General features: G+C 68.0%; 21 protein-coding genes and 1 riboswitch. Of the genes, 9 read left to right on the forward strand and 12 right to left on the reverse strand.

Translation table 11 applies throughout. The features are described 5' to 3' along the window. Nucleotides 1–23: 23 nt before the first annotated feature. Nucleotides 24–1,775, reverse strand: a complete 1,752-nt coding sequence (locus AC6CR5_RS18955) for a ShlB/FhaC/HecB family hemolysin secretion/activation protein (protein ID WP_269876432.1) — start codon at nt 1,773–1,775, stop codon at nt 24–26. Between the two features lie 273 nt (nt 1,776–2,048). Between AC6CR5_RS18955 and AC6CR5_RS18960 the strand changes: the two genes are divergently transcribed. From AC6CR5_RS18960 to AC6CR5_RS18970, 3 genes are all read left to right on the forward strand, one after another. Further along, the gene (locus AC6CR5_RS18960) at nt 2,049–2,810 is read left to right on the forward strand and encodes a uracil-DNA glycosylase (RefSeq protein ID WP_049054922.1); all 762 of its coding nucleotides are present in this window, start codon (nt 2,049–2,051) and stop codon (nt 2,808–2,810) included. Nucleotides 2,811–3,088: 278 nt separating this feature from the next. Then, nucleotides 3,089–4,864 carry a DEAD/DEAH box helicase gene (locus AC6CR5_RS18965; RefSeq protein WP_054482025.1) on the forward strand — a complete coding sequence of 592 codons (1,776 nt, stop codon included), beginning with the start codon at nt 3,089–3,091 and terminating at the stop codon, nt 4,862–4,864. Nucleotides 4,865–4,952: 88 nt separating this feature from the next. After that, nucleotides 4,953–6,134: a class I SAM-dependent methyltransferase gene (locus AC6CR5_RS18970; RefSeq protein ID WP_054499580.1), complete on the forward strand. Its 1,182-nt coding sequence runs from the start codon at nt 4,953–4,955 to the stop codon at nt 6,132–6,134. A 9-nt stretch (nt 6,135–6,143) separates the two neighbouring features. Here the strand turns inward: AC6CR5_RS18970 and AC6CR5_RS18975 are convergent, their stop codons facing one another. Both AC6CR5_RS18975 and AC6CR5_RS18980 read right to left on the reverse strand, forming a co-directional pair. After that, a complete protein-coding gene (locus AC6CR5_RS18975; protein WP_241059223.1) occupies nt 6,144–7,247 on the reverse strand; it encodes a tRNA nucleotidyltransferase/poly(A) polymerase-related protein in 1,104 nt (367 codons plus the stop codon). Next, nucleotides 7,244–9,322 (reverse strand): lytic transglycosylase domain-containing protein, encoded by a 2,079-nt coding sequence (locus AC6CR5_RS18980; RefSeq protein ID WP_238875049.1) that lies wholly within the window; start codon nt 9,320–9,322, stop codon nt 7,244–7,246. The genes AC6CR5_RS18975 and AC6CR5_RS18980 overlap by 4 nt, the downstream gene beginning before the upstream one ends. 252 nt (nt 9,323–9,574) lie before the next feature. On the opposite strand from AC6CR5_RS18980, the gene AC6CR5_RS18985 reads away from it, so the two are divergent. The 6 genes from AC6CR5_RS18985 (at nt 9,575) to AC6CR5_RS19010 (ending at nt 15,963) form a co-directional block, all read left to right on the forward strand. Then, on the forward strand, nt 9,575–10,249 hold the full coding sequence (locus tag AC6CR5_RS18985; protein ID WP_150101123.1) for a 5-formyltetrahydrofolate cyclo-ligase: 675 nt from the start codon (nt 9,575–9,577) through the stop codon (nt 10,247–10,249). A 406-nt stretch (nt 10,250–10,655) separates the two neighbouring features. After that, a complete protein-coding gene (locus AC6CR5_RS18990) occupies nt 10,656–12,086 on the forward strand; it encodes a circularly permuted type 2 ATP-grasp protein (protein ID WP_054505683.1) in 1,431 nt (476 codons plus the stop codon). 2 nt (nt 12,087–12,088) lie between these two features. Then, nucleotides 12,089–13,075 (forward strand): alpha-E domain-containing protein, encoded by a 987-nt coding sequence (locus AC6CR5_RS18995; RefSeq protein ID WP_049055700.1) that lies wholly within the window; start codon nt 12,089–12,091, stop codon nt 13,073–13,075. A 13-nt stretch (nt 13,076–13,088) separates the two neighbouring features. Continuing rightward, complete coding sequence (locus AC6CR5_RS19000) at nt 13,089–13,892, forward strand: transglutaminase family protein (protein WP_024070704.1); 804 nt, start codon at nt 13,089–13,091, stop codon at nt 13,890–13,892. A 55-nt stretch (nt 13,893–13,947) separates the two neighbouring features. Then, the gene (locus AC6CR5_RS19005) at nt 13,948–14,811 is read left to right on the forward strand and encodes a proteasome-type protease (RefSeq protein WP_026382086.1); all 864 of its coding nucleotides are present in this window, start codon (nt 13,948–13,950) and stop codon (nt 14,809–14,811) included. A 153-nt stretch (nt 14,812–14,964) separates the two neighbouring features. Further along, nucleotides 14,965–15,963: a tripartite tricarboxylate transporter substrate-binding protein gene (locus tag AC6CR5_RS19010; protein ID WP_498084816.1), complete on the forward strand. Its 999-nt coding sequence runs from the start codon at nt 14,965–14,967 to the stop codon at nt 15,961–15,963. A 167-nt stretch (nt 15,964–16,130) separates the two neighbouring features. Here the strand turns inward: AC6CR5_RS19010 and metF are convergent, their stop codons facing one another. The 9 genes from metF to AC6CR5_RS19055 all read right to left on the reverse strand — a co-directional run bounded on the left by metF (nt 16,131) and on the right by AC6CR5_RS19055 (nt 24,882). Next, a complete protein-coding gene (gene metF, locus AC6CR5_RS19015) occupies nt 16,131–16,973 on the reverse strand; it encodes a methylenetetrahydrofolate reductase [NAD(P)H] (protein WP_020925929.1) in 843 nt (280 codons plus the stop codon). Between the two features lie 135 nt (nt 16,974–17,108). Further along, entirely contained in the window at nt 17,109–17,444 is a 336-nt protein-coding gene (locus AC6CR5_RS19020) for a phage holin family protein (protein ID WP_006389784.1), read from the reverse strand. A gap of 120 nt (nt 17,445–17,564) precedes the next feature. Then, nucleotides 17,565–18,983 carry an adenosylhomocysteinase gene (gene ahcY / locus AC6CR5_RS19025; RefSeq protein ID WP_006389783.1) on the reverse strand — a complete coding sequence of 473 codons (1,419 nt, stop codon included), beginning with the start codon at nt 18,981–18,983 and terminating at the stop codon, nt 17,565–17,567. Between the two features lie 100 nt (nt 18,984–19,083). Beyond that, nucleotides 19,084–19,219: riboswitch (S-adenosyl-L-homocysteine riboswitch) on the reverse strand. Between the two features lie 67 nt (nt 19,220–19,286). Continuing rightward, the gene (locus AC6CR5_RS19030) at nt 19,287–20,327 is read right to left on the reverse strand and encodes a glycosyltransferase family 4 protein (RefSeq protein WP_054517697.1); all 1,041 of its coding nucleotides are present in this window, start codon (nt 20,325–20,327) and stop codon (nt 19,287–19,289) included. Nucleotides 20,328–20,406: 79 nt separating this feature from the next. Continuing rightward, a complete protein-coding gene (locus AC6CR5_RS19035) occupies nt 20,407–20,643 on the reverse strand; it encodes a DUF1289 domain-containing protein (protein ID WP_047993175.1) in 237 nt (78 codons plus the stop codon). 208 nt (nt 20,644–20,851) lie between these two features. Continuing rightward, nucleotides 20,852–21,748, reverse strand: coding sequence for an alpha/beta fold hydrolase (locus tag AC6CR5_RS19040; protein ID WP_047993174.1), 897 nt, complete (start codon nt 21,746–21,748; stop codon nt 20,852–20,854). Between the two features lie 29 nt (nt 21,749–21,777). After that, nucleotides 21,778–22,416, reverse strand: coding sequence for a 3-isopropylmalate dehydratase small subunit (gene leuD, locus AC6CR5_RS19045; RefSeq protein ID WP_200222030.1), 639 nt, complete (start codon nt 22,414–22,416; stop codon nt 21,778–21,780). Beyond that, complete coding sequence (leuC, locus tag AC6CR5_RS19050) at nt 22,413–23,834, reverse strand: 3-isopropylmalate dehydratase large subunit (RefSeq protein WP_047993172.1); 1,422 nt, start codon at nt 23,832–23,834, stop codon at nt 22,413–22,415. Before leuC ends, leuD begins: the two co-directional genes overlap by 4 nt. 61 nt (nt 23,835–23,895) lie before the next feature. Next, the gene (locus AC6CR5_RS19055) at nt 23,896–24,882 is read right to left on the reverse strand and encodes a tripartite tricarboxylate transporter substrate binding protein (protein WP_047993171.1); all 987 of its coding nucleotides are present in this window, start codon (nt 24,880–24,882) and stop codon (nt 23,896–23,898) included. Nucleotides 24,883–24,894 lie beyond the last annotated feature (12 nt).

The following is a 24,894-nucleotide window of genomic DNA, read 5'->3' on the forward strand; positions in this document are numbered from 1 at the left end:
ACCGGGCCCAGGGCCCGCCCGGTCTAGAACTCGAACATCAGCGTGGCGGCGAAGACCGTGCTTTGGGTCTTCAGGTTGTCCGGCTTTTTCAGCGGCCAGCCGGCCGACAGGTCGTAGCTGGCGTTGACCGCATTGGCGGCGCCGGGAATGGCGATGCGGCCGCGCAAGCCGGCCACCGCGCCGACCAGCGTGCGGCTGGCCAGGTACTCGGCCGAAGGGCCGCCGACGCGGCCGGCATCCAGGCCCGTGTAAAGTTGCTGGCCCAGGTTGCCCAGGTTCAGCGACAGGTCATTGCGCAGGGTCCAGCCGTCTTCCGCGGCCAGCGTCATCTGGCCATCGAAGCCGCGCACCGCATAGCGGTTGCCGATGGTGAAGTAATCCGCGGGCACGATGGGCGTCTTGGCGTGCTGGATCTGCCAATTGGCCTGGTAGGCCAGTTGCTGGCCGGCCACCTTGAAGGGCAGGTAGAGGCCGGCGTTGGCCGTCAGGATGGTGCTGCGGCCGTTCCAGTCGGGATCGCCGTAGACGTAGCCGGGCTGGTCGGAGAACTGCGGCAACGTGCCGCGCACGCCGCCGCCAAGATCCAGCACCATCTGGTCGATGTATTGGCGGTGGCCATAGCTGAATTCGTAGCCGACCACGTCGCGCCGCTGCACCTCGATGTCGATGTCGTTCAGCGTGCTGCTCGCGCGCTTGCGCAGGAACTTCAACATGGCGGTGCCCTTGTAGCTGGCGCCGCGGTACGGCACCACCGACACGCCCGCCTCGATCTGCTTGCTGGTGCCGCCATAGACGATGGGTTCTTCGAAACCGGCCACCGTCTGGCGATAGCGCGACTTGCTGGCGCCGGCGAACAGGGTCCAGTAGCCGAACGGAATGCTGTAGTTGACCGACGCGGCGCGCGAGCCGGCGTCGTTGTTGCGCAGGTCGGCGTTGCTGTTCCAGGACACCGACAACTGGTCGTACAGGAACAGCGGCGAATCGAGCGTGAGTCCGGCGTTCACCTGGTTCTTGCCGGTCGATTCCATGCCGGCGTTGTCGCCACCCACGTAGGCATGCCAGCGCTTGCCGGTGCCGGGCTTGATGATGATGTCGGAATCGCCCAGCTCGGGACCGGGCGCGACGTCGATCGACGCGTCCGCCTGGCCGGCCAGGCGGCGGATATTTTCCAGCGCCTGGTCCAGGTCACGCTGATTGACCTCGCCGCCCGGCCAAGTGGGCAGCGCGGTGCGCCACCAGCCGGGCGCGCCGTCGCTCTTGACCCCGGAGATGCGGCCGGGCACGTAGCGCAGGGTCAGGGTGCCGCTGGCCAGCGATTGCTCCGGCACCAGCACGCGGGCGGTGATCAGGCCGCGGTCGATCAGGCGCGCCATCAGGTGGGCCTGCAGGGCTTGCAGGCCTTGCCCACCCACGCACTGGCTTAGTACCCCTTCGCTGGCCCGGCGCACCGTGGCAGGCGGCGCGGGGCCATCCCAAGCCACCTTGGCAACGGTAAAGCAAGGCGATTCCGTCGGCAGCACCAGGACACCGTCGGCCGCTGCTGGCGCAGCGGGGGCCGACAGCACGTCCGGCCGCTCGGCGGCGCGGGCGCGCTGGGCGTCCAGTTCCTGTTCCTGGCGGCGCTGGATGTCGCTGGCGCGCGCGGCCGCTTCCGCGGGCGAAAGCTGCGCAGCGGCGGGAGGCAAAATGGCGAAAATGGCGACGAACGAAATGGACAGCGCCAAACTGGGAAGACGCCTCTGCCGGAGGCGTCTTCGCATGAAGACGGTATGCACTTGTTTCTTATTGAAATTGCCGGTTTCCATCCATAACGGAAGATTCCGAGATTAATTAAGCGCACATTTCAATTTATGCCTTGTTTTCACAGACGTTCAGGCATGAACCAAAAAAATGCGAGTGGCGCACATCTTCGAACCAGTAGCATGCGATTACGCCGCAAATTAGCCGGGAGGCTGGCCGGCTGGCTATGAGATAAGTCTGAATTCGCTGCGCAAGAGGCATTTACCGGGCAAGCGCTGCCATGCCCGCGCTGTGCCAAAATCGCGCCCATGCCGATCGATAACCGCCTGATTCCCTCCGCCCTCGCCGCCCAGACGGCACAATTGCCCGCCGCCTGGCAGGCCGCCCTGCAGGCCCCACGCGTCGCCACGGCGCTACAGGCCGTGACCGCCCATGTGGAAAAGCGCCTTGCCGAAGGCGCGGTGATCTATCCGGCCACGCCCTTTCGCGCCCTGCACGGCCTGGCGCCCTCGGACGTGCGAGTGGTGATCCTGGGCCAGGACCCGTATCACGGCCCTGGACAGGCACAAGGGCTGGCATTCTCGGTGCCGGACGACTGCAAGCGCCCGCCCAGCCTGCGCAACATCTTCAATGAAATCGCGCAGGAATATCCCGGCACGCCGCTGCCGGCCGGCAATGACCTGACGCCGTGGGCCGCTCAAGGCGTGTTGCTGCTCAACACCGCCCTCACGGTGGAGGACGGGCAACCCGCGTCCCACGCCAAGCGGGGTTGGGAAACCGTGACGGACGCGCTCATCGCCCTGGTGGCGCAGGACCCGTCTCCGAAGGTTTTCATGCTGTGGGGCGCCCACGCCCAGGCCAAGCAGGCGTTGCTTCCGCACGACAGTGGCCATCTGGTGCTGATGGCCAATCATCCTTCTCCCCTGTCCGCCCGGCGCCCGCCCGTGCCGTTCCTGGGCTGCGGCCATTTCCTGGCGACCAACCGTTGGTTGAGCGACCAAGGGAAAAACCCTATTGATTGGAAGCTGGACAAAAAAATAATTCCCGCACAAGGCGAATTCGGGTTATGATCGCCGCACTGCACCAAACGAGTTCGGCATTTACCGCCTTGATTTAGCGGAAATTTTCAGCAGTCTGCCGGGCAACCAAGCCCGGCCCATGCCGAACATCATCGATTCCTGACCTCCTTTCCTTTCGCCCTGCGTTCCAAGCAGCATCACGGGAACGCGCCACGCGCACGGTTGATTCGGTCGGCACGATGCTCCATCAACCGTCGCCTGGATCCGGCCGCCTAATCCCCTGGCCCGACCAAGCACTGCGCCGCATTTGATCGCGGCAAGGGAAAGTAATGTCTTTCGAAAACCTGGGCCTGGCGCCCGCCCTGCTGTCGGCCCTGCAAGACGCTGGCTTCACCACCCCCACCACCGTTCAAGCCTCGGCCATTCCGCAGGCGCTGGCCGGCCACGACCTGATGGTGTCGTCGCAGACCGGTAGCGGCAAGACCGCCGCCTTCATGCTGCCGGCGCTGCACCGCATCGCCCAGACGCCCGCCAACAAGGGCGTCGGCGTGCAAGTGCTGGTGCTGGCCCCGACGCGCGAACTGGCCCTGCAGGTCACCGACGCCACCGCCACCTACGGCCGCAAGCTGGCCGACCTGCGCACCGCCACCGTCGTCGGCGGCATGCCCTATGGCGCTCAGCTGAAGGCGCTGTCGCGCCGCGTCGATGTGCTGGTGGCCACGCCCGGCCGCCTGATCGACCACCTGAACTCGGGTCGCGTCAAACTGAACACCGTGCACACCCTGGTGCTGGACGAAGCCGACCGCATGCTGGACATGGGCTTCATCGAGGACATCGAAACCATCGTTGGCCGCCTGCCGGCCGAACGCCAGACGCTGCTGTTCTCGGCCACGCTGGACGGCACCGTTGCCAAGCTGGCCGCGCGCATGATGCGCGACCCGCAGCGCATCGAAGTCGCCGGCGCCAAGGAAAAGCACACCAACATCACGCAGAGCCTGCTGTACGCGGACGACGCCAGCCACAAGATGCAGCTGCTGGACCACGTCCTGCGCGACGCTTCGCTGGACCAGGCCATCGTCTTTACGTCGACCAAGCGCGGCGCCGACGATCTGGCCGACCACCTGGCCGACCAGGGCTTTGCCGCCGCCGCCCTGCACGGCGACATGAACCAGCGCCAACGCACCCGCACGCTGTCGCAGCTGCAGCGCGGCCAACTGCGCATCCTGGTCGCCACCGACGTGGCCGCCCGCGGCATCGACGTGCAAGGCATCAGCCACGCCGTCAACTTCGACCTGCCGATGCAGGCCGAGGACTACGTGCACCGTATCGGCCGTACCGGCCGCGCCGGTCGCAACGGCCTGGCGTTCACGCTGGCCACGCATTCCGAGCGCCACAAGGTGCGCCGTATCGAACACTACATTGGCCAGTCCATCACGCCCGAAGTGATCGCCGGCCTGGAACCCAAGCGCACCCCGCGTCCGTCGACCGGCGGCGCGCCGCGCGGCGGCAAGCCTTTCGGCAAGCGTCCGGGCGGCTTCGGCGGCGGCTACCAGGGCCACCGTGACGGCGGTTCGCGTGAAGGCCGCTCGTTCGGCGGTCCGCGTGGTGAATTCAAGCCGCGCGAAGGCGGCTACCAGGGCGCCCGCGAAGGCGGCGGCTACCAAGGCAACCGCCCGTTCGGCGACCGCCCGGCCCGTTCGTTCGGCGATCGTCCCAGCTTCGGTGATCGTCCCCAGCGCGAAGGCGGCTACCAGGGCAATCGTCCCTTCGGCGACCGCCCCCCGCGTGAAGGCGGTTTCCGTGGCGGCGACCGTGATTCGCGCCCGAGCTTCAGCGACCGCCCCAGCTTCGGCGATCGCCCGCAGCGCGATCCGCGTCCGTTCAACGAGCGCGGCCCGCGTGAAGGCGGCTTCCGTGGTGGCGACCGCGACTCGCGTCCGAGCTTCAGCGATCGCCCCAGCTTTGGCGACCGGCCGCAGCGCGAAGGCGGCTTCCGCGGCGGCGACCGCTCGGAAGGCGGTTTCCGTGACCGTCCCAGCTTCGACAAGCGCCCCGGCGGCCCCGCCAAGCGCTTCAACAAGCCGGCCGGCGCCCGCCGCGGCTAAGCCCTGATCGGCACCCAACAAACCCCGCGCCTGTCGCGGGGTTTGTTTTTTGGGAAAATGCCCTATTCACGACGCCTTTCCTTCCTCCATGCAACGCCCCGCTCCCGCCAACCTGCCCCCGCTGTCTCCCGCCGCCCAGGCCCATAGCGAAGCCGCCGCCGCGCATCTGCGCGCCGCCATCGCCGCCGCTTCGGGCTGGCTGCCGTTCGATCACTGGATGGCCGAGGCGCTGTATGCGCCGGGGCTGGGCTACTACGCGGCCGGCAACGTCAAGCTGGCCGAAGCCGATGCGCGCGCGCCCGCGGGCGATTTCGTCACCGCGCCGCAACTGACGCCGCTGTTCGCCCGTACCCTGGCACGCCAGGTCGCCCAGGTGCTGCGCCAGACCGATACCCAGACGGTGCTGGAGTTCGGCGCCGGTACCGGCGCGCTGGCCGAAGGCGTGCTGCGCGAGCTGGATGCTCAGGGGCTGCAGGATACGCAGTACCTGATTCTCGAAGTGTCGGCGGACCTGCGCGCGCGCCAGGCCGAGCGGCTGGCGCCGTTCGGCGAGCGGGTGCGCTGGCTGGATGCGCTACCCGAACGTTTCCGCGGTTGCGTGCTGGCCAACGAGGTGCTGGACGCGATGCCAGTGTCGCTATTCCGCTGGAGCGATGACGGCGTGGTGCTGGAACGCGGCGTGACGCTGGACCCGGCCCAGGGTTTCGTCTGGGAAGACCGGCCGGCTCCGCGGCGCCTGGCAGAGGCGGTGGCAGCGCGCATGCCGGCGTTGCCGGGGTATGTGTCCGAGATCAACCTGCAGGCCGAAGCCTGGATCGACGGCATGAGCGGCTGGCTGGAACAGGGCGCGGCGCTGCTGGTCGACTATGGATTTCCGCAGGGTGAGTACTACCACCCGCAACGCGCCGGCGGCACGCTGATGTGCCATCTGCGCCACCACGCGCATGGCGATCCGTTCACCGCGCCGGGGCTGCAGGACATCACGGCGCACGTCGACTTCACCGCCATGGCGGATGCGGCGCAGGCAGCGGGTCTGCAGGTGCTGGGGTATACCTCGCAGGCGCGCTTCCTGATGAACGCCGGCTTGATGGAATTGCTGGCGCAACTGGATCCGACCGATGCGCGCGCTTACGCGCAGGCGGTGGCGCCGGTGCAGAAGCTGCTGTCGGAAGCCGAGATGGGCGAACTGTTCAAGGTGCTGGCGGTGGGCCGCGGCATCACGCAGCCGCTGATCGGCTTTGCGCGCGGCGACCGCCTCGGCAAGCTATAGTAGTCGGCGTCAGGCGGCGCGCAGCCGCTGCAGGCGCGCCTCGCGCACGCTCTGCTTGATGCGCGCCGAATCGCCGGCGCAGGCGCGGGCGATGGCGCCGGCATCCACGCCCCGCACCGCTTCGGCACGTTCGCGCCAGGCGTCGATAGCCACCGGCCGCAGCACTGCCGTCGTTTCCAACAGATCGAAAAAGCGCTCGGGCTTGCGCAGCGCGTCGACGCGCTCCATCAGCGCGAGCTGTGCGTCGGCTTCGTCGGCGCCGGGCGCCTGCGTGGCGTCCAAGCCCGTCAACATCTCGGGCAGGAGCCGCGCGTAGTGGTTGCATTCGGTGGGCACGCGCAGGCGCCGGCCCAGCGCTTCCCGCTCGGGTGACAGGCGGCACAGCAAGGCATAGCGGCCCGGCAGCGACAGGTTGCGCGCGGCCGCGCGATCGACGTCACCGCCAGTCTCCTCCGAGCCCCGCAACTCGGGCATGACGCGTTCCAGCGCGCCGGACTGCCGCAGCACGTCGAACATGCGCGACGGCGCGGCGGCCATCAAGCCACGCGATACTTCTTTCCACACACGCTCGGCCACCAGGGCGTCGGCCTCGCCGGCTTCGACCATGCGGCGGCACAGCGCCAGGGTTTCGGGCGCGACGCTGAAGTCGGCAAAGCGCGCGGCGAAACGCGCCAGGCGCAGGATGCGCACCGGGTCTTCCTCGAAGGCCTCGCCCACATGGCGGAACACGCGGGCCCGGACGTCGGCGGCGCCGCCGAGCGGATCGACCAGTTCTCCGTCCTGCTTCTGCGCAATGGCGTTGACCGTCAGATCGCGGCGGCGCAGGTCCTCTTCGAGCGTGACGTCGGTGCCCGTGTAGAACGTGAAACCCTTGTAGCCGCGGCCCGACTTGCGTTCGGTGCGCGCCAGCGCGTATTCCTCTTTGGTGACCGGGTGCAGGAACACCGGGAAATCGCCACCCACCGGAATGAAGCCGCGCCGCGCCATGTCTTCGGGCGTGGCGCCGACCACCACCCAGTCGTGATCGCCGGGCGTCAGGCCGAGTAGCGCGTCGCGCACCGCGCCGCCCACGATGTAGGCCTGCAAGCCCTGCGTCGCCACATCCGCCGTCATGGCAGGGTGGTGCTTTCCGCGCCCAGCGGCACGACGTTGCCCAGCCGCTCTTTCAGCGACTGCGGCTGGCCGCTGAACATGGCGGCGTAGTAGACCGAGTTGGACATCACGTTCTTGACGTAGGTGCGCGTCTCGTTGAACGGAATGGTCTCGGCGAAGATCGCGCCTTCGACGGGATGGCTGAAGGTGGAACGCCAGTTGTGCGGGCGGCGCGGACCGGCGTTGTAGCCGGCGCTGGCCAGCATCTGCGAGCCGTTCAGGTCGCGCAGCACCATGTTCAGGTAGTTGGTGCCCAGCTCGGTGTTGGTGTCGAAATCGTTGACGCTGTCGGGCGTGAAGTTGCTCATGCCGATCTTGCCCGCGACCCATTTGGCCGTGGCCGGCATCAGCTGCATCAGGCCGGAGGCGCCGACGTGCGAGCGCGCGTCCATGATGAAGCGCGACTCCTGGCGGATCAGGCCGTAGACCCAGGCGGGGTCGAGCGCGATGGCATTGGCCTTGGCGGTGACGCGGCCTTCGAACGGCGCGATGAAGCGCTGGCTGAAGTCGAATTCCTTCTCGGTGCGGTCGGACGTATTGACCACGCGGTCGTAGATGTTCTCGGCGCGTGCCAGTTCGGCGGCGGCAAGCAGTTGGCGGTCGCTCATGCCGCGCAACGCGAAGTTCCATTCGGGCACGGCCTCCTGGCGCCAGCCCAGGCGGAACAGCTGCACCGCGCGGCGCAGGCCCGGGTTGGCACGAGCCTCGGCGATCTCGCTGTCGCTGATGGGCGCCGGGCGCGGTGGCACGGTGATGCGCCGGCCCAGTTCCTCGGCGGCCAACTGGCCGTAGAAATCGAAACGGTCGGCGATGGACGCATAGGCCGCATTGGCCTGGTCGCGGCGGCCGGTGGCGGCCATGCCGCGCGCCTTCCAGTAGATCCAGGATGGATCCTGCTGTTGTGCTGCAGGCATCTGGTCGATGGACTCGATGACCCACTTCCAGTCGATCTTGGGCTGGCGCAGCGCGGCCCGCACCTTCCAGCCGGCGTTGTATTCCGTCATGCGGATATGGCCGGCCTCGTGGTACCAGTCGTCGGCGCGGCTGTCCAGGTTGAGCGCGGCCACCAGCGCGTACTGGCCGCGGATCCAGGCCAGGTTCGACTTGGCCATGGACTTGGCCCATTCGCGCCGCAGGTAGGAATCCGCCACGTTGATGTCGGAACGGGCCAGGCGCGCCAGGGCGATGGTGACCAGTTCTTTTTCGTTGCGGCCCACCGGCAGGCGGTCCTGTCGCGTCAGCCAGCGCATCGGGTCCTTGATGAGGACGTCGTAGGTCTTCTGGTCGCGCGGCTCGAACATGTACTGCACGAACTTGCGCGCGTCGGTGGTCTTGTTGGCCTCGATGGCGTCGCGCAACTGCGGTTCAAGCTGGTCCCAGCCCAGGACGTTGTCGGCCACCAGCTGGTCGTAAAGCGTCCAGCAGGCGCTGCCCGGCGCGAACACCGCCATGGCCTGCGCGGCCGTGGCGCGCTGGCCGGTCATGTGCTTGGCGTTGAGGATGGCGCATTCGACCTGGGCGTTGCTGTTCTTGACCGGAGCCAGCTTGCGCACGGTCTCGAAGTCGCCGCTGCGCGCGGCGGCCAGCAGCCAGTCGGCGCGCAGCCGATCCGCCAGATAGGCATCGCCATTGCTGTTGATGAACTTCTGCAGCTCGGCGTTGGGACGCCCGCCCGCGGGCGGGCTCCACAGCTGATAGCGCAACAGCCAGTATTCCGGATACATGCCGAGCGGATCGGACTTGGCCTGGGGCACCAGGGCGCCCAGGATCGACCACTGCTTGCGATTCATGGCTTCGCGCGCGGCCACCACGGCGGCCAGCGCGGGCGTTTCGGCGGTGGGCGGCAAGCCCGCCAGCACGGCCGGCGGCACGGCGATGGCCGGTTGCGGCGCTTGCGCGGCGGGCTGCGGCTGGGTATTGACGGACGCGGTGCGCTGCTGGGCGTCGACGGGCGCGCAGGCCGCCGTGAACAGCGCCAGCAATGGCAGCCAGCGGCGCAGGCCGGCGCGGGCGTCGGCGGTGCGCGGGGATTTCATGGCGGTTTTCTGATACCGTCCGGATTGCGGGCCGTGGACCGCGGCCATGGGATTGCGCGCGGGCTTCATGCGCGGACCTTGAGGGCAGCTTGCGGATCCGCGCAGTGATAGGCGCAGAGGCAGGCGCGGCGATGCGCGTGATCGTTGGCGCAGCAGCCGACGCGGTTGCCCGCGCGCAGGTTCGCGCCGTTAGACGTGTTATCGCTGACCCGCATTGTCGCCTTCATTTTCCACCCCTGTTACAGCTACCGCATGACTACGCAAAATACTCCAGAGGATACCGCAAGCCAGCTACGCACGCGATTGCGGAAACTGCGTGCCGAACTGCCTGAAGACCAACGCAGCCGCGGCGGTCTGCTGATGCGCGCGCGGCTGTTCACCTGGCTCAACGTGGCCCGCGACGAAGCCGTGCGGGCCGGCCGCCGCGCGCCCGCCGTCGTGGCGGCCTTCTGGCCCATGGAAGACGAGCCGGACCTGCGGCCGCTGCTGGAGCAATGGACCGAAAATGGTGTCACGGTGGCGCTGCCGGTGGTGCGCGAACGCAACGCGCCGCTGGCCTTCCTGCCCTGGACGCCCGACGCCGAACTGCGCGCCGGCCCCTATGGCATCCAGGAACCGGCGCGGGGGGCCGAGGTGCTGCCCGACGTGCTGCTGGTCCCCACCCTGGGTTACACCGAATTCGCCGACCGGCTCGGCTACGGCGGCGGCTACTACGACCGCACGCTGGCGGCGCTGCGCGAGCGCGGCCACGCCTTCACCACCATCGGCGTGGCCTGGAGCTGCGGCGAGCTGGACCCCGGCTATGAACCGGCCGCCCACGACTTCCGCCTCGACGCCGTCATCACGCCGGACGGCTGGGTGCCGCATGCCCCGCAGGAACAACCCGGCCAGGGCGGCACCACGGTGCAACGCTACACGCTGCGCTGACGCACCAGTTTTGCCCCAGGGCTTGCACCAGAACGGTGCAGGCCCTATGATCTGACCCTGATATCCCCGATTGCCGCTTGCCGCGGCATCCCACGCGGGTACCACCCCGCTGCGCCTGCGCGCGCCGTACGCGCTGACGCCATGCCATCGCGCGGCCTCACATTCGGACCCGTTCCGCCGCGCCCACCCCGGCAGCGCAAGCCGTCGTCCCGCCCACGCCATCGCTGCCTCCGTACGTCCGGAGGGTAGCCAGCCGCCGCCAACCAGAGGATATTTACCTCCAGGCGGCCCCCCGTCGGCGCCAGCCCAAGCTGGCACACGGGTTGCTTATTCATTCAGACCGGCCACGCATGGCCGGACAACGGCCGCGCCCAAGCCGGCCGTCAGCATCTGCAACGGAGGAGCCATGAAGGACAGATCATCCCGTCCCGCCGCCTATGACGAAATGCGCGACAGCGCCGGCGGCATACGCTCCCACTACCAGGCCTTCGAGCGCTGGCACCAGGAGCAATCGGCCGAAGCCATGGCGGCGCGCCGCCTGGAGGCCGACCTGAGTTTCCGGCGGGTCGGCATCACTTTTTCGGTGGCGGGCGACGCCGCCGGCACCGAGCGCCTGATCCCGTTCGACATGATCCCGCGCATCATTCCCGCCGACGAATGGCGCCGCCTGGAGGCCGGCCTGAAACAGCGCGTGCGGGCGCTCAACATGTTCATCCACGACATCTATCACGGCCATGAGATCGTGCGCGCCGGCGTGGTGCCGGCCGAGCAGGTGTTCCTGAACGCCCAGTACCGCCCCGAAATGCAGGACGTGGACGTGGCCGAGGACATCTACTGCCACATCGCCGGGGTCGACATCGTGCGCGCCGGCGCCGGCGAGTTCTACGTGCTGGAGGACAACCTGCGGGTGCCGTCCGGCGTGTCCTATATGCTGGAGAACCGCAAGATGTCGATGCGGCTGATGCCCGACGCGTTCAGCCGCATCAAGGTCGAACCGGTGGCGCACTATCCCGACCTGCTGCTGGACAACCTGCGCGAAGTGGCGCCGCACGGCGGCGATGATCCCACGGTGGTGGTGCTGACGCCCGGCATGTACAACTCGGCCTATTTCGAGCACGCCTTCCTGGCGCAGCAGATGGGCGTGGAACTGGTGGAGGGCCAGGATCTTTTTGTCGAGCAGAACACGGTCTACATGCGCACCACGCAGGGGCCGCGCAAGGTGGACGTGATCTACCGCCGGCTGGACGACGACTTCCTCGACCCGCTGTCGTTCCGCGCCGACTCGGCGCTCGGCGTGCCCGGCCTGTTGTCGGTGTATCGCGCCGGCCGCGTGACGCTGGCCAATGCCATCGGCACCGGCATCGCCGACGACAAGTCCACCTACCTCTACGTGCCCGACATGATCCGCTTTTATCTGAGCGAGGAGCCGATCCTGTCGAACGTGCCGACCTGGCGCTGCGGCCGTCCCGACGAGCTGTCGCACGTGCTGGCCAACATGCACGAGCTGGTGGTCAAGGAGGTGCATGGCGCCGGCGGCTACGGCATGCTGGTGGGACCATCCGCGACCCACGCCGAGGTCGAGTCGTTCAAGGATCGGGTGCGCGCCAATCCCGCCAACTACATCGCGCAGCCCACGCTGGCCCTGTCCACGGTGCCGACCTACGTTGAATCCGGCGTCGCGCCGCGCCACGTCGACCTGCGCCCCTACGTGCTGTGCGGCAAGGACATCCGTACCGTGCCCGGCGGGCTGTGCCGCGTGGCGCTGACCGAAGGCTCGCTGGTGGTCAACAGCAGCCAGGGCGGCGGCACCAAGGACACCTGGGTTCTGGAGGAATAACGATGCTGAGCCGAACCGCCGACAATCTGTTCTGGATGTGCCGCTACACCGAGCGCGCCGAGAACACCGCCCGCATGCTGGACGTGAACCTGCAGATGTCGCTGCTGCCGCAGGACGCGCAGACCCGCGAAGGCTCGTGGAACGCCGTGCTGCGCATCTCCGAATTGCACCGCCTCTATCACGCCAAGCACGCCGCGATATCGCCGCAGGACGTGCTGCAGTACATGGTGCGCGACGCCGAGAACCCCTCATCCATCTACAGCTGCATGCGCGCCGCGCGCGAAAACGCCCGCGCGGTGCGCGGCAGCCTCACCACCGAAGTCTGGGAGACCTACAACACCACCTGGCTGGAACTGCTCAAGCACCTGCACACCGGCCTGCTGGAACGCAACCCGGGCGAGTTCTTCGAATGGGTCAAGTTCCGCTCGCACCTTGCGCGCGGCGTCACCATCGGCACCATGCTGGAAGACGAGGCGCTGTACTTCCTGCGCATCGGCATGCACCTGGAGCGGGCGGACAACACCGCGCGGATGCTGGATGTGAAGTTCCACGAGCGCGACGGCGACGGCGCGCCGCAACAGCAACAGGAAGGCCGCGGCGAAGGCAGCCCTTCGGGCGCGCTGCAAAGCGAGTTCTACCGCTGGTCGGCGCTGCTCAGCTCGGTGTCCGGGCTGGAGATCTATCGCAAGGTGTACCGCGACGTCATCACGCCGGACCGCGTCGCCGAGCTGCTGATCCTGCATCCCGACATGCCGCGCTCGCTGCTGGCGGCCATGCGGGCGGTATCCGAGGATCTGGCCCGTGTGTCCAACCAGCGTTCGACCGAAACCCAGCGACGCGCCGGCATGCTGTGCGCCGAACTGCAATTCGGCCGCGTCGAGGACATCCTGCGCAGCGGTCTGCACCAGTACCTGGAGCACTTCCTGGACCGCATCAACGACCTGGGCAACCGGATCAGCCAGGACTTCCTGGTGCCGTTGTCGGCATGACAAGGAGACAGGCATGAAACAGATCATCACGCACGTCACGCACTACCGCTATACGGCGCCCGTCACCTACAGCATCCAGACCCTGCGGCTGACGCCGCGCGACGACGAACACCAGCGCGTGCTGCGCTGGCACATCGAGGCGCCCGGCGCGCTCGAGCAGCAGGTGGACGCCTACGGCAACATCACCCACACGCTGACGTTGAACCGCCCGCACACCGAGATCGAGCTGCGCGTGGTCGGGCAGGTATTGGTCGGCTCGCTGACGCAGGGCGCGCTGGGCGGCGAGGACAGCCGCCTGCCGGTGCACGCCTATTGCGTGCAGACGCCGCTGACGCAGGCTGATGACACCATCCTCGCCTTCGCCCACGCCGTGCTGCCCGACGGCCTGAACACGCCCGCCGACGTGCTGACACTGGCCACCGCGATCCACGACCGGGTCGCCTACGAGCCCGGCACCACTGACGTCACCACCGCCGCCGGCCAGGTGCTGGCGCTGGGCCATGGCGTCTGCCAGGACCACGCCCATCTGTTCCTGGCCTGCGTGCGCGGCCTGGGCGTGCCGGCCCGCTACGTCAGCGGCTACCTGTACACCACGGCCCAGCACGCCGCCAGCCATGCCTGGGCCGACGTCTGGCTGGCAGGCGCCGGCTGGACCAGCGTGGACGTGACCAACCGCCAGTTCGCCTCCGATTGCCACTGCCGCCTGGCGGTGGGGCGCGACTACGACTCGGCCTCGCCGGTGCGCGGCGTGCGCAGCGGCGGCGGCGAGGAATCCATGGAGGTCAACGTGCAGGTCCAGACCGCGGCCCAGCAATAACCCCGTCCGGCCACGCCGCAATACAATGCGGTGTGGCTTTTCCCTTTTTTCGATCATGACCTACTGCGTAGCCGCCCGCTTAGACGCCGGCCTGGTTTTCCTGTCCGATTCCCGCACCAATGCCGGGGTCGACCAGATCAGCGTATTCCGCAAGATGACCGTCTTCGAGCGTCCCGGCGAACGCATGATGGTGCTGATGACCTCCGGCAACCTGGCCGTCAGCCAGGCCGTGCTGAACGCGCTGGCACGGCAGCACGACGAGGGCGGCGAAACCGTCTGGAACGCGCCCGACATGTTCGAGGCCACCCGCCGCGTCGGCGCGGCGGTGCGCGCGGTCTACCACCGCGAGGCCGCGGCCCTGCACGAACAGGGCGTGGACTTCAACGTCAGCCTGATCTTCGGCGGCCAGATCGGCAGCGAGCGCTGCCGCCTGTTCCAAGTGTATTCGGCCGGCAACTTCATCGAGGCCGGCTCGGAATGCCCGTACTTCCAGATCGGCGAGGCCAAGTACGGCAAGCCCATCCTGGACCGCGTGCTGCGCCCCGACACCTCGCTGGACGAGGCCGCCAAGTGCGCGCTGATCTCGATGGATTCGACGCTGCGCTCGAACATCTCGGTCGGGCTGCCGCTGGACCTGCTGGTCTACGACGCCGACGCGCTGCGCGTCACCCATTTCGCCAGCATCGACGAACACAACGAATATTTCCGCATGATCCGCGGCACGTGGGGCGAACGCCTGCGCCAGGTGTTCGCCGAGATCCCCGATCCGCTCTGGACCCGTCCTGAAGACCCCGGCTCGCTGGTGCCCGCCAGCCGCATCCACCAGCCGCTGCGCGCCGAACCGGTGGACATGACGCCGCCGGCCTATCCGACGCCGCAGGTGCTGGCGCAAGACCCGGGGAAGGACCAGCCGAACTAGGCAGGACCTGTCTCACCGTACAAACCCGGCTTTCCGCTTCCCTAAGCCCGGCTTGTAAAACCGCAAATTCTCATCTTCCGGCTGGCGCGCCACACTGGCGCCAGCCCGCCATGCATCGTCTTGCGGGTCGCCATAACACCACAAGGACGAGACATGACCCCATATTTCCCGCGCCCCCTGCGGCGCCTGGCCGTGCCGCTGCTGGCGCTGGGCTGCCTGGCCGGCGGCTCCGCCGCGGCCCAGGGCGGCTATCCCAACCATCCCATTTCCCTGGTCGTGCCGTTCGCGGCGGGCGGTCCCACCGACGTAGTGGCCCGCAGCCTGGGCGCCGCCATGTCCAAGACGCTGGGCCAGAGCATCGTGGTCGAAAATCGTCCGGGCGCGGGCGGCACGCTGGCGGCCACGCACGTGGCGCGGGCAGCGCCGGACGGCTATACCTTCCTGATCCACCACAACGGCATGGCCACGGCGCCCGCGTTGTATCGCAAGCTGCCGTTCAACCCGCTCACCGACTTCGCCTACGTCGGCCAGGTGGCCGACGTCCCCATGACGCTGCTGGGCCGCAAGGACCTGCCGCCGGGCGACATGGTCGAATTCATCAAGTACGCGCGCGCCAACGGCAACAAGATCAACCTGGCCAACGCCGGCCTGGGCGCGGTATCGCAGTTGTGCGGCATGCTGCTGCAGGAAGCGCTCGGGACGCAGTTCACCACCATTCCGTATGCCGGCACCGCGCCCGCGCTGACGGCGTTGCTGGGCGGCCAGGTGGATGTGCTGTGCGACCAGACCACGCAGACCATTCCGCACATCAAGGCGCAGCGGGTGAAGCTGTACGGCGTCACCACGCTCGACCGCATCAGGACGCTGCCGGACTCGCCGACCCTGCAGGAAAGTGGCGTGAAGGGCTTCGAGGTCAAGGTCTGGCACGGCGTCTATGCGCCCAAGGGCACGCCACCGGAAGTGGTGGCAAAGTTCAACGAGTCGCTGCGCGCGGCGCTGAAGGACCCCGCCTTCACGCAGAAGATGGCCGAACTGGGCGCGGAAATCGTGCCCGAGGCCAAGCAGACGCCGGCCGGCCTGCAAAGCTGGCTGCAGTCGGAAGTGGACAAGTGGGGGCCGATCATCCGCAAGGCGGGCGTGTACGCGGACTGAAGCACCGGGCTCGCCCCGGACGTGCGCCTGCCGCCACCGCCCTGCCGACAGGTGGCGGCGGCAAGAGACGCATGCCGGCAGGCCCGCGACGTGGCTGTGACACGTCGAAAAAAAGGCCGGCAATGATTGCCGGCCTTTCCGTTGCCGCCTGACGAGCAGCCTGGCTGCTACACGCTCAGTTCCTTCCACACCGCCAGCGGCGCTTCGGCATGGTTGAGGGTGTAGAAGTGCAGGCCGGGCGCGCCGTTGTCCAGCAGGTTCTGGCACAGCTCGGTGACCACATCCACGCCGAAGGCGCGGATCGAGGCCTTGTCATCGCCCAGTTCGGCCAGGCGCAGGCGGATCCAGCGCGGCACTTCGGCGCCGCACATTTCCGAGAAGCGCAGCAGCTGGGTGTGGTTGGTGATGGGCATGATGCCCGGCACGATCGGCACCCGCACACCCTTGGCCTGGGCCCGGTCGACGAAGTCGAAGTAGGCGTCGGCGTTGAAGAAGTACTGGGTGATGGCGGCATTGGCGCCCGCCTTGACCTTGGCCACGAAGTGATCCAGATCCGCCGACGGATTGGCGGCCTGCGGGTGCATTTCGGGATAGGCCGCCACTTCGATGTGGAACCAATCGCCCGTTTCCTCGCGGATGAACGACACCAGTTCGTTGGCGTAGCGCAGTTCGCCGGCGTCGCCGCCCATGCCCGAGGGCAGGTCGCCGCGCAGGGCGACCACGCGCCGCACGCCTTCGTTCTTGTAGGCCTGCAGGATGTCCCGCAGGTCCTGGCGCGAGGCGCCGACACACGACAGGTGCGGCGCCGCATCGCAGCCCAGGTTACGCAGCGTGCGCACCGCGTCGGCCGTGCCGGCGCGGGTGGAGCCGCCGGCGCCGAACGTCACGCTGACGTACTTGGGCTGGATCGCCAGCATCTGCTTGGCCGCGCGGACCAGCCGCTCCTGGCCGGCCAGGTCGCGAGGCGGAAAGAATTCCAGGCTGAAAGCCGGAGAAGTCGAGTCGGACATATCGGATCAGTTATCCATAGCGCCACGCGCATCGCATGAAACAGGTGCCGCCCCCTCGGGGTGCCGCGGAGCCGGCTTTGCCGGCCCGCTGGCACGCCCCCTTGAGGGGAGCGCGTGGCGCTCGGGGGTGGGAATTCAGGGGATCAGTTTGGTAAGCAGGCCCGAGATGATGCTGTACAGGATCGCACCGCCCACGGCCCACCAGAACCCGTTGACCTGGAAACCCTTCAGCACGGAGCCGACGAACCAGAACAACAAGGCGTTGATGACGATGAGGAAGAGACCGAGCGTGACGATCGTGATGGGCAGTGTCAGCAGCACCAGCACCGGCTTGACCAGCATGTTGACCAGACCCAGCACCAGCGCGGCAATGAGCGCCGAACCAAAGCTGGCCACGGTGATGCCGGGCAGCAGATAGGCAACGGCCAGCAGGGCCACCGCGTTCAGGATCCAGACGAGTATCAATGCCATTGTTCGACCTCCTGTATTGACGCTCCGCGGTCCCGTCGTCGCCAGGCGAGACGGGCAAGCCCCGCGGACCGGAAAGCCCGCGCCGACATGGCGCGGCACTTTCCTATTTTGCTACAAGCATCAGTAGCGGTAGTGATTCGGCTTGTAAGGACCTTCGACCGGCACGCTGATGTAGTCGGCCTGGTCCTTGCGCAGCGTGGTCAGGTTCACGCCCAGCTTCTTCAGGTGCAGGCGCGCGACCTTCTCGTCCAGGTGCTTGGGCAGCACGTAGACTTCGCCCGACTTGTAGGCTTCGTTGCGCGTGAACAGCTCGATCTGGGCGATGGTCTGGTTGGCGAACGACGACGACATCACGAACGAGGGGTGGCCGGTGGCGCAGCCCAGGTTCACCAGGCGGCCCTGGGCCAGCAGGATGATGCGCTTGCCGTCCGGGAAGATGACGTGGTCGACTTGCGGCTTGATCTCTTCCCACTTGCAGTCGGCCAGGCTGGCGACGTCGATTTCGTTGTCGAAGTGGCCGATGTTGCAGACGATCGCCTGGTCCTTCATGGCGTTCATGTGCTCACGCGTGATGACGTGGTAGTTGCCGGTGGCGGTGACGAAGATGTCGCCATGGGCGGCGGCTTCTTCCATGGTCACGACCTTGAAGCCTTCCATGGCGGCCTGCAGGGCGCAGATCGGGTCGATTTCGGTGACCCACACCTGGGCGCGCAGGGCGACCAGCGCCTGGGCGCAACCCTTGCCCACGTCGCCATAGCCGGCGACCACGGCGATCTTGCCGGCGACCATCACGTCGGTGGCGCGCTTGATGCCGTCGACCAGCGATTCGCGGCAGCCGTACAGGTTGTCGAACTTGGACTTGGTGACCGAGTCGTTGACGTTGATGGCCGCGAAGGCCAGCTCGCCCTTCTGCGACATCTGGTACAGGCGGTGCACGCCGGTCGTGGTTTCCTCGGTCACGCCCTTGATCAGGGCCAGGCGGGTCGAGTACCACTTCGGATCACGCTCCAGCGTTTTCTTGATGGCGGCGAACAGCACGCGCTCTTCCTCGCTGCCGGGGTTGGCCAGCACCGAGATGTCCTTCTCGGCCTTGGTGCCCAGGTGCAGCATCAACGTGGCGTCGCCGCCATCGTCGAGGATCATGTTGGCGTTCTGGCCATTGGGCCATTCGAAGATCTTGTGGGTGTACTGCCAGTATTCTTCCAGCGTTTCGCCCTTGACGGCGAAGACCGGCGTGCCCGACGCGGCGATGGCGGCGGCGGCGTGGTCCTGCGTGGAGAAGATGTTGCACGAGGCCCAGCGCACTTCGGCGCCCAGGGCCACCAGCGTCTCGATCAGCACGCCGGTCTGGATGGTCATGTGCAGGCTGCCGGCGATGCGGGCGCCCTTGAGCGGCTGCTTGGCGGCGAACTCTTCGCGGATGGCCATCAGGCCGGGCATTTCGGTTTCGGCGATGGCCAGCTCGCGACGGCCCCAGCCTGCCAGCGACAGGTCGGCGACGATGTAGTCGGAGAAGGATTTATCGGTGACAGCGTTCATGGTGTGTAGGCTCCACGTGAATGACGAACGGCGCACGATACGGCCGGACAACGCGAAACCACCACGACACTCGAGTGCTCGCCTTTTCCGCCATACGCGACAAAGGTGAGCGCCGTTGCTGTAACGCCGAGCAAGGCACGGCGCTTGAACAAGGATTCCTGAGCCTGGCGAACCGGGTTCCGCGGGCCATGGGACATGGCGGGAACCGCAAGGTCGTCGCAACGCTCCTCAGGATTGACGGGCATTGTACCGGTTTGGCCCGGGCGGTGGAAAGCCCGGCATGCAATGTCGGATCGGCGGCGGTCAGCCTGCCGGGGCCAAGGGCCCGGCCAGCTCCGCGCCGGGGGTCAGGGGCACCAGCGATGCCAGCAGATCCGTGGCCACGGCGTCCCAGCTGCGCGTCAGGGCGTGCTCGCGCACGGCGTGCCGGTCCAGCGGCAAGGCGGCGCGGCAGGCATGGGCCAGGTCGTCATCCAGGAAACCGGTGACGCCTTGCGTCACCACCGCCAGCGGCGCTTCGCTGCGGAACGCCGCCACCGGCGTGCCGCAGGCCATGGCCTCCAGCATCACCAGGCCGAACGTATCCGTCAGGCTGGGAAACACGAAGACGTCCGCCGCGCTGTAGAACGCCGGCAGGGCCTCGTCGTTCTGCATGCCCAGGAATACCGCCTGGGGAAAGCGTTTTTTCAGACGCGCCTCGTCGGGGCCGGCGCCCACCACCACCTTGCTGCCGGGCAGGTCCAGTGACAGGAAAGCGTCCAGGTTCTTCTCGCGCGCCACGCGGCCGACCGACAGGAAGACGGGCCGCGGCAGGTCCTGGAACGCTTGGCCGGGGGTGGGCTGGAACTTGCGGGGATCGACCCCGCGCGACCAGATACGCAGATTGGCGAAGCCGCGCCGCACCAGGATGTCGCGCACCGTCGGCGTGGGCACCAGCACGCATTGCGACGGCCGGTGAAACCAGCGCAGGAAGCGCCATGGCAGCGCGGCCGGAATACCCATGCGCGCCTGCAGGTAGTCGGGGAACATCGTGTGGAACGAAGTGGTGAAGCGCCAGCCGCGCGACAGCGCCATGCGGCGCGCCGCCAGGCCCAGCGGGCCTTCGGTGGCGATGTGGAGCGCGTCGGGCACGGTGTCGCCCAGGATGCGGCGCAGTTGCCGTCCGGGCTGCAGGCACAGCCGCAGGTCCGGCTCGGACGGGGCCGGCACGGTGCGGCTGCCCTGGGGATTCACCACGATCAGTTCGTGGCCCCATTCGGTGAGGATCTGCTGCATGGTCGTCCAGGTGCGGACGACGCCATTGACTTGCGGATGCCAGGCATCCGTAACCAGGACGATGCGCATGATGGGGCCGGAAGTGGGCAATAGCGCGATTTAGCCCGCGCCATGTGACACCCTCAAGACCGCGCCCGGCGCGGCCGGCCTAGTTGTTACGGCGGGGATACCCCTGCGCCTTGATGCGGATCCAGACCTCGCGCTTTTCCTCTTCCGTCATAAAGACCCAGTTGGCCACTTCCATGGCCGTGCGGCCGCAACCCCGGCAGATATCGTCGAACAGCGTGGAACAAACGGCAACGCAGGGGGAATCCGAGGCCCGGAACGCGCGTTGCGCGTCCTCGGGCTCAGGCAATTCGGTCAGATCGGCAAAAGAGGGATTCATGGCCGAAGGTTACCACCGGCGGTGCGTCCCTTTTTGGATGGCCCTATCGCCCGCCGTGGCTTGATTGACAATAGGCCAAAGGGACAATCCACGCCGCTGGCCTGACCGCCAGGCCGGTAGCGATGGCCTGGCGTGGAGCGCGGTCGGAAGTCCCCAGCAGGCTGCTTCGGCAGCCGCGCTGCCCCGTGCGGCCGCGATGCAGCCGCCCCTATTCCCGCCCGTCCCAGCCGAAAAAGCTGGCCACTTCGCGCAGCAATGCGTCGGGCGTTTCCTCGGCCAGATAGTGGGCGCCGGGCAACGGCCCTCCGTCGACCTCGTCGGCCACCGCCCGCCACAACCCCAGCACGTCGAAATTGCGCCCGACCGCGCCGCGCTCGCCCCACAGCACGCGCAGCGGCATGCGCAGGCGCTCGCCGGCCGCGCGGCCCTGGCGGTCATGCTCCAGGTCCAGCGTGGCGGAGGCGCGGTAGTCTTCGCAGATACCGGTGGCCCAGCCCGGCAGGCGCGCCGTGCGCTCGTACTCGGCCATCGCCTCGTCGGAAAAATGCGCCAGCCCGCCGGGGCGGCCGCCCATCACCGAACGCAGGTAGAACACTGGATCGCGTTCGATCATGGTCTCGGGCATGGGCGCGGGCTGGATCAGCCAGAACCAGTGGTAGTAGGCCTGGGCGAAAGCGCGGGTGGTGTTCTCGTACATGTCCAGCGTTGGCGCGATATCCAGCAGCATCATGCGTCCGACCGCCTCCGCGTGGTCCAGGCCCAGCCGGTGCGCCACGCGGGCGCCGCGGTCGTGGGCCAGGATGTCGAAGCGCTCGTGCCCCAGGGCGCGCATCAGCGCCACCATGTCGGCCGCCATGGCGCGCTTGGAATGCGCGGCGTGGTCCGGCGTGGCCGCGGGCTTGTCGCTGTCGCCATAGCCGCGCAGGTCGGCGGCCACGCAGGTGTGGCGGCGCGTCAGTTCGGGCCAGACGCGGTGCCAGATGGCGTGGGTCTGCGGATGGCCGTGCAACAGCAGCAAGGGCGGTCCCGAGCCATCGACGCGGGCGGCGATGTGGATGCCATTGGCCTCGTGGCGGCGCACGGGCAGATCGAAGAATGCGGTCATTGCGGTCTGTGCCTCTCAGTCTGTGGCGTTCATTGGCCGAGCCGGTCGCGCACGCGGCGCGCTACGTCTTTCATCCAGGGATGGCGGGCCCAGTGGCCGGCCTCGAAGTGTTCCACATCCGCCAATTGCTGTAACGAGGCGCCCACCATGTCCTGCCCCTGCGCAAACATGCGGCGGTGCCGCGCCGGCAGGTCGAAATGCCCGGTCCAGCCGTCCGGGGCCCGCACCGTGCCCGCCAGCGCATCGATCTCGACGCGGTTGCCGGCGGGATCGGACACCCGCGCCAGCAGCGCGTCAACGTCGGCCGGCGGCAGGCTCACCAGCAGCAGGCCGTTGTTGAGCGCGTTGAAGTAGAAAATCTCGCCGAAGCTGGCGGCCACGACCGCGCGGATGCCGTACTGCATGAGGCCCCAGACCGCGTGCTCGCGGCTGGAGCCGCAACCGAAATTGGGCCCCGCCACCAGCACCGCGGCGCCGGCGTAGGCGGGCTGGTTCAGCACGCAATCCGGACGCGGCGCACCGTCGGCGTCAAAGCGCAGGTCATAGAGCAGGCCACGATCCAGCCCGGCCTTGTCGATGATGCGCAGGAACTGCTTGGGCATGATCTGGTCGGTGTCCAGATTGGAATACGGCAGGGGCGCGGCGACGCCGCTGATGATCTGGTTCATTGCGGGTTCTCCAGGTCGCGCACGTCAACGATGCGGCCGGCCAGGGCGGCGGCGGCGGCCATGGCGGGGCTCATCAGATGGGTGCGTCCGGCGCGGCCCTGGCGGCCTTCGAAGTTACGGTTGGTGGTGGACGCGCAGCGCTCGCCCGGCCGCAGCACGTCGTCGTTCATGGCCAGGCACATCGAACAGCCCGGCTGGCGCCATTCGAAGCCGGCATCGACCAGCGTGGCCGCGATGCCTTCGGCCTCGGCCTGGGCGCGCACCGCGCCCGAGCCCGGCACCACCATGGCGCGGACCCCATCGGCCACCCTGCGGCCGCGCACGACGTCGGCGACCACGCGCAGGTCCTCGATGCGCCCATTGGTGCACGAGCCGATGAAGACCCGCTCGATCGGCACCCCGGCTATCGGCGCACCGGGCTGCAGGCCGATGTATTCCACGGCCTTTTCCAGCGCCAGGCGTGCCAGCGCATCCGGCTCGGCCTGGGGATCGGGGACCGTGCCGGTGATCGGCATGGCCTGGTCGGGACTGGTGCCCCAGGTCACGAACGGCGCGATCCGCGCCGCGTCGAAGACATGCTCGGCGTCGAACGCCGCGTCAGCATCCGTGCGCAGGGTGGCCCAGTAGGCGCGCGCCTGCGCCAGTTCGCTGGCGTCCAGGTGTCGCGCGTGGGCGGCAACATAGGCGTCGGTGGTGGCGTCGGGCGCGATCAGCGCGGCGCGGGCGCCGGCTTCCACCGTCATGTTGCACAGGGTCATGCGGGCCTCTGCCGACAGGCCATCGATGGCGCTGCCGCAGTATTCCACCGCGTGGCCGCGCGCGCCCTGCGCGCCGATGCGGTGCACCACGTAGATCACCAAGTCCTTGGCCGACACGCCGGCGGGCAGATGACCGTCGACGCGGATGCGCATATTGCGCGCGACCCGGTACACCAGCGTCTGCGTTGCCAGGATATGTTCGACTTCCGAGGTGCCGATGCCAAAGCCCAGCGCCCCCAGCGCGCCATAGGTGGTGGTGTGGCTGTCGCCGCACAGCACCACCATGCCCGGCAGGATCATGCCGTGCTCGGGCGCGATCACGTGCTCGATGCCCTGCAGCGGGTCGGTGGTGTCGAACAGCGCGATGCGCTGCTCGTCGCAATTGCGCTTGAGATTGCGGGCCTGGCGCGACGAGGCATCGTCGGGAATCACGCGCAGCGCGGCCGGCACCGGATGGGTGGGAATGATGTGATCCACCACCGCCATCTGCTGCCCGGGCCGCAGGACGCCGCGACCACGAGCGGCCAGGCCGCTGAAGGCCTGCGGACTGGTGTACTCGTTCATGATGTGCAGGTCGACGTACAGCAGGATGTGCTCGTCGTCGATGCGGGCCACCTCATGGCTGGCCACCAGCTTGTCGTATAGCGTCATGCCGGGCATGTCGGTGCTTCCTTGCAAAAAAACGCGCCCGCGCGGGGCGCGATGAAACCTGTGTCGCCGCTCAGTTGGCCTCGATGCCGGCGTCCTTGACGATGCCGGCCCAGCGCGTGATCTCGCCCTTGACCATGGCATCGGTCTCGGCGGGTGTGGAGACCAGCGGATCGAAGCCCTCGCGGCGCATGCGTTCGGACAGCTCGGGCGATTGCAGCGCCTGCGCCAGCCTGGCGTTGAGCGTGTCCACCACCGCCTGCGGCGTGCCGGCGGGCGCGCTGATCACGAACCAGGTGGTGAAGGCGTAGCCGGGCAGGCCGGACTCGGCGATGGTGGGCACGTCCGGCAGCAGCGGCGAACGCGTGGTGCCGGTGACGCCCAGCGCCTTGAGCTTCTTGCCGTCGACCTGCGGCTTGGCCGCGGACAGCACGGGGAAGCTCATCTGCACCTGGCCGCTGATGGTGTCCACCATGGCCGGACCGCCGCCCTTGTAGGGCACGTGCAGGATCTGCGTGCCCGACACCGACTTGAACAGTTCGGCGGCCATGTGGAAGGTGCTGCCGGTGCCGGCCGAACCGAAGCTCAGTTCATTGGCGGGACGCGCGCGGATGTAGTCGAGCAGTTCCTTGACATTGTTCACCGGCAGCGACGGCGACACCGTCAGCACATGCTGCGAGGTGCCCACCGTGCCGACCGAACGCAGGTCGCGCGCGGTGTCGAACGGCATGGAACGGAACAACGCTGGATTGATCGCCAGCGACATGGTGTTGATGGCCAGCGTGTAGCCGTTCGGCTCGGCGCGGGCCACCGCGGCCATGCCGATATTGCCGGACGCGCCGGCGCGGTTCTCGACGATCACGCTCTGGCCCAGGGTCTTGCCCCAGGCCTCGGAGATCAGGCGGGCGGCGATGTCCACGCTGCCGCCAGGCGCGAACGGCACCATCAGGGTGACGGGCCGCTGGGGAAAGGCGTCGGCCGCGAGGGCCGGCGCCATCCAACAGGAAGCGGCGGCGGCAAGCGCGAGCAGGCTGCGCAATAGATGATGAGGGGTCTTCATGGGTCGGGTCTC

This window comes from Achromobacter sp. EG18, assembly GCF_059759395.1.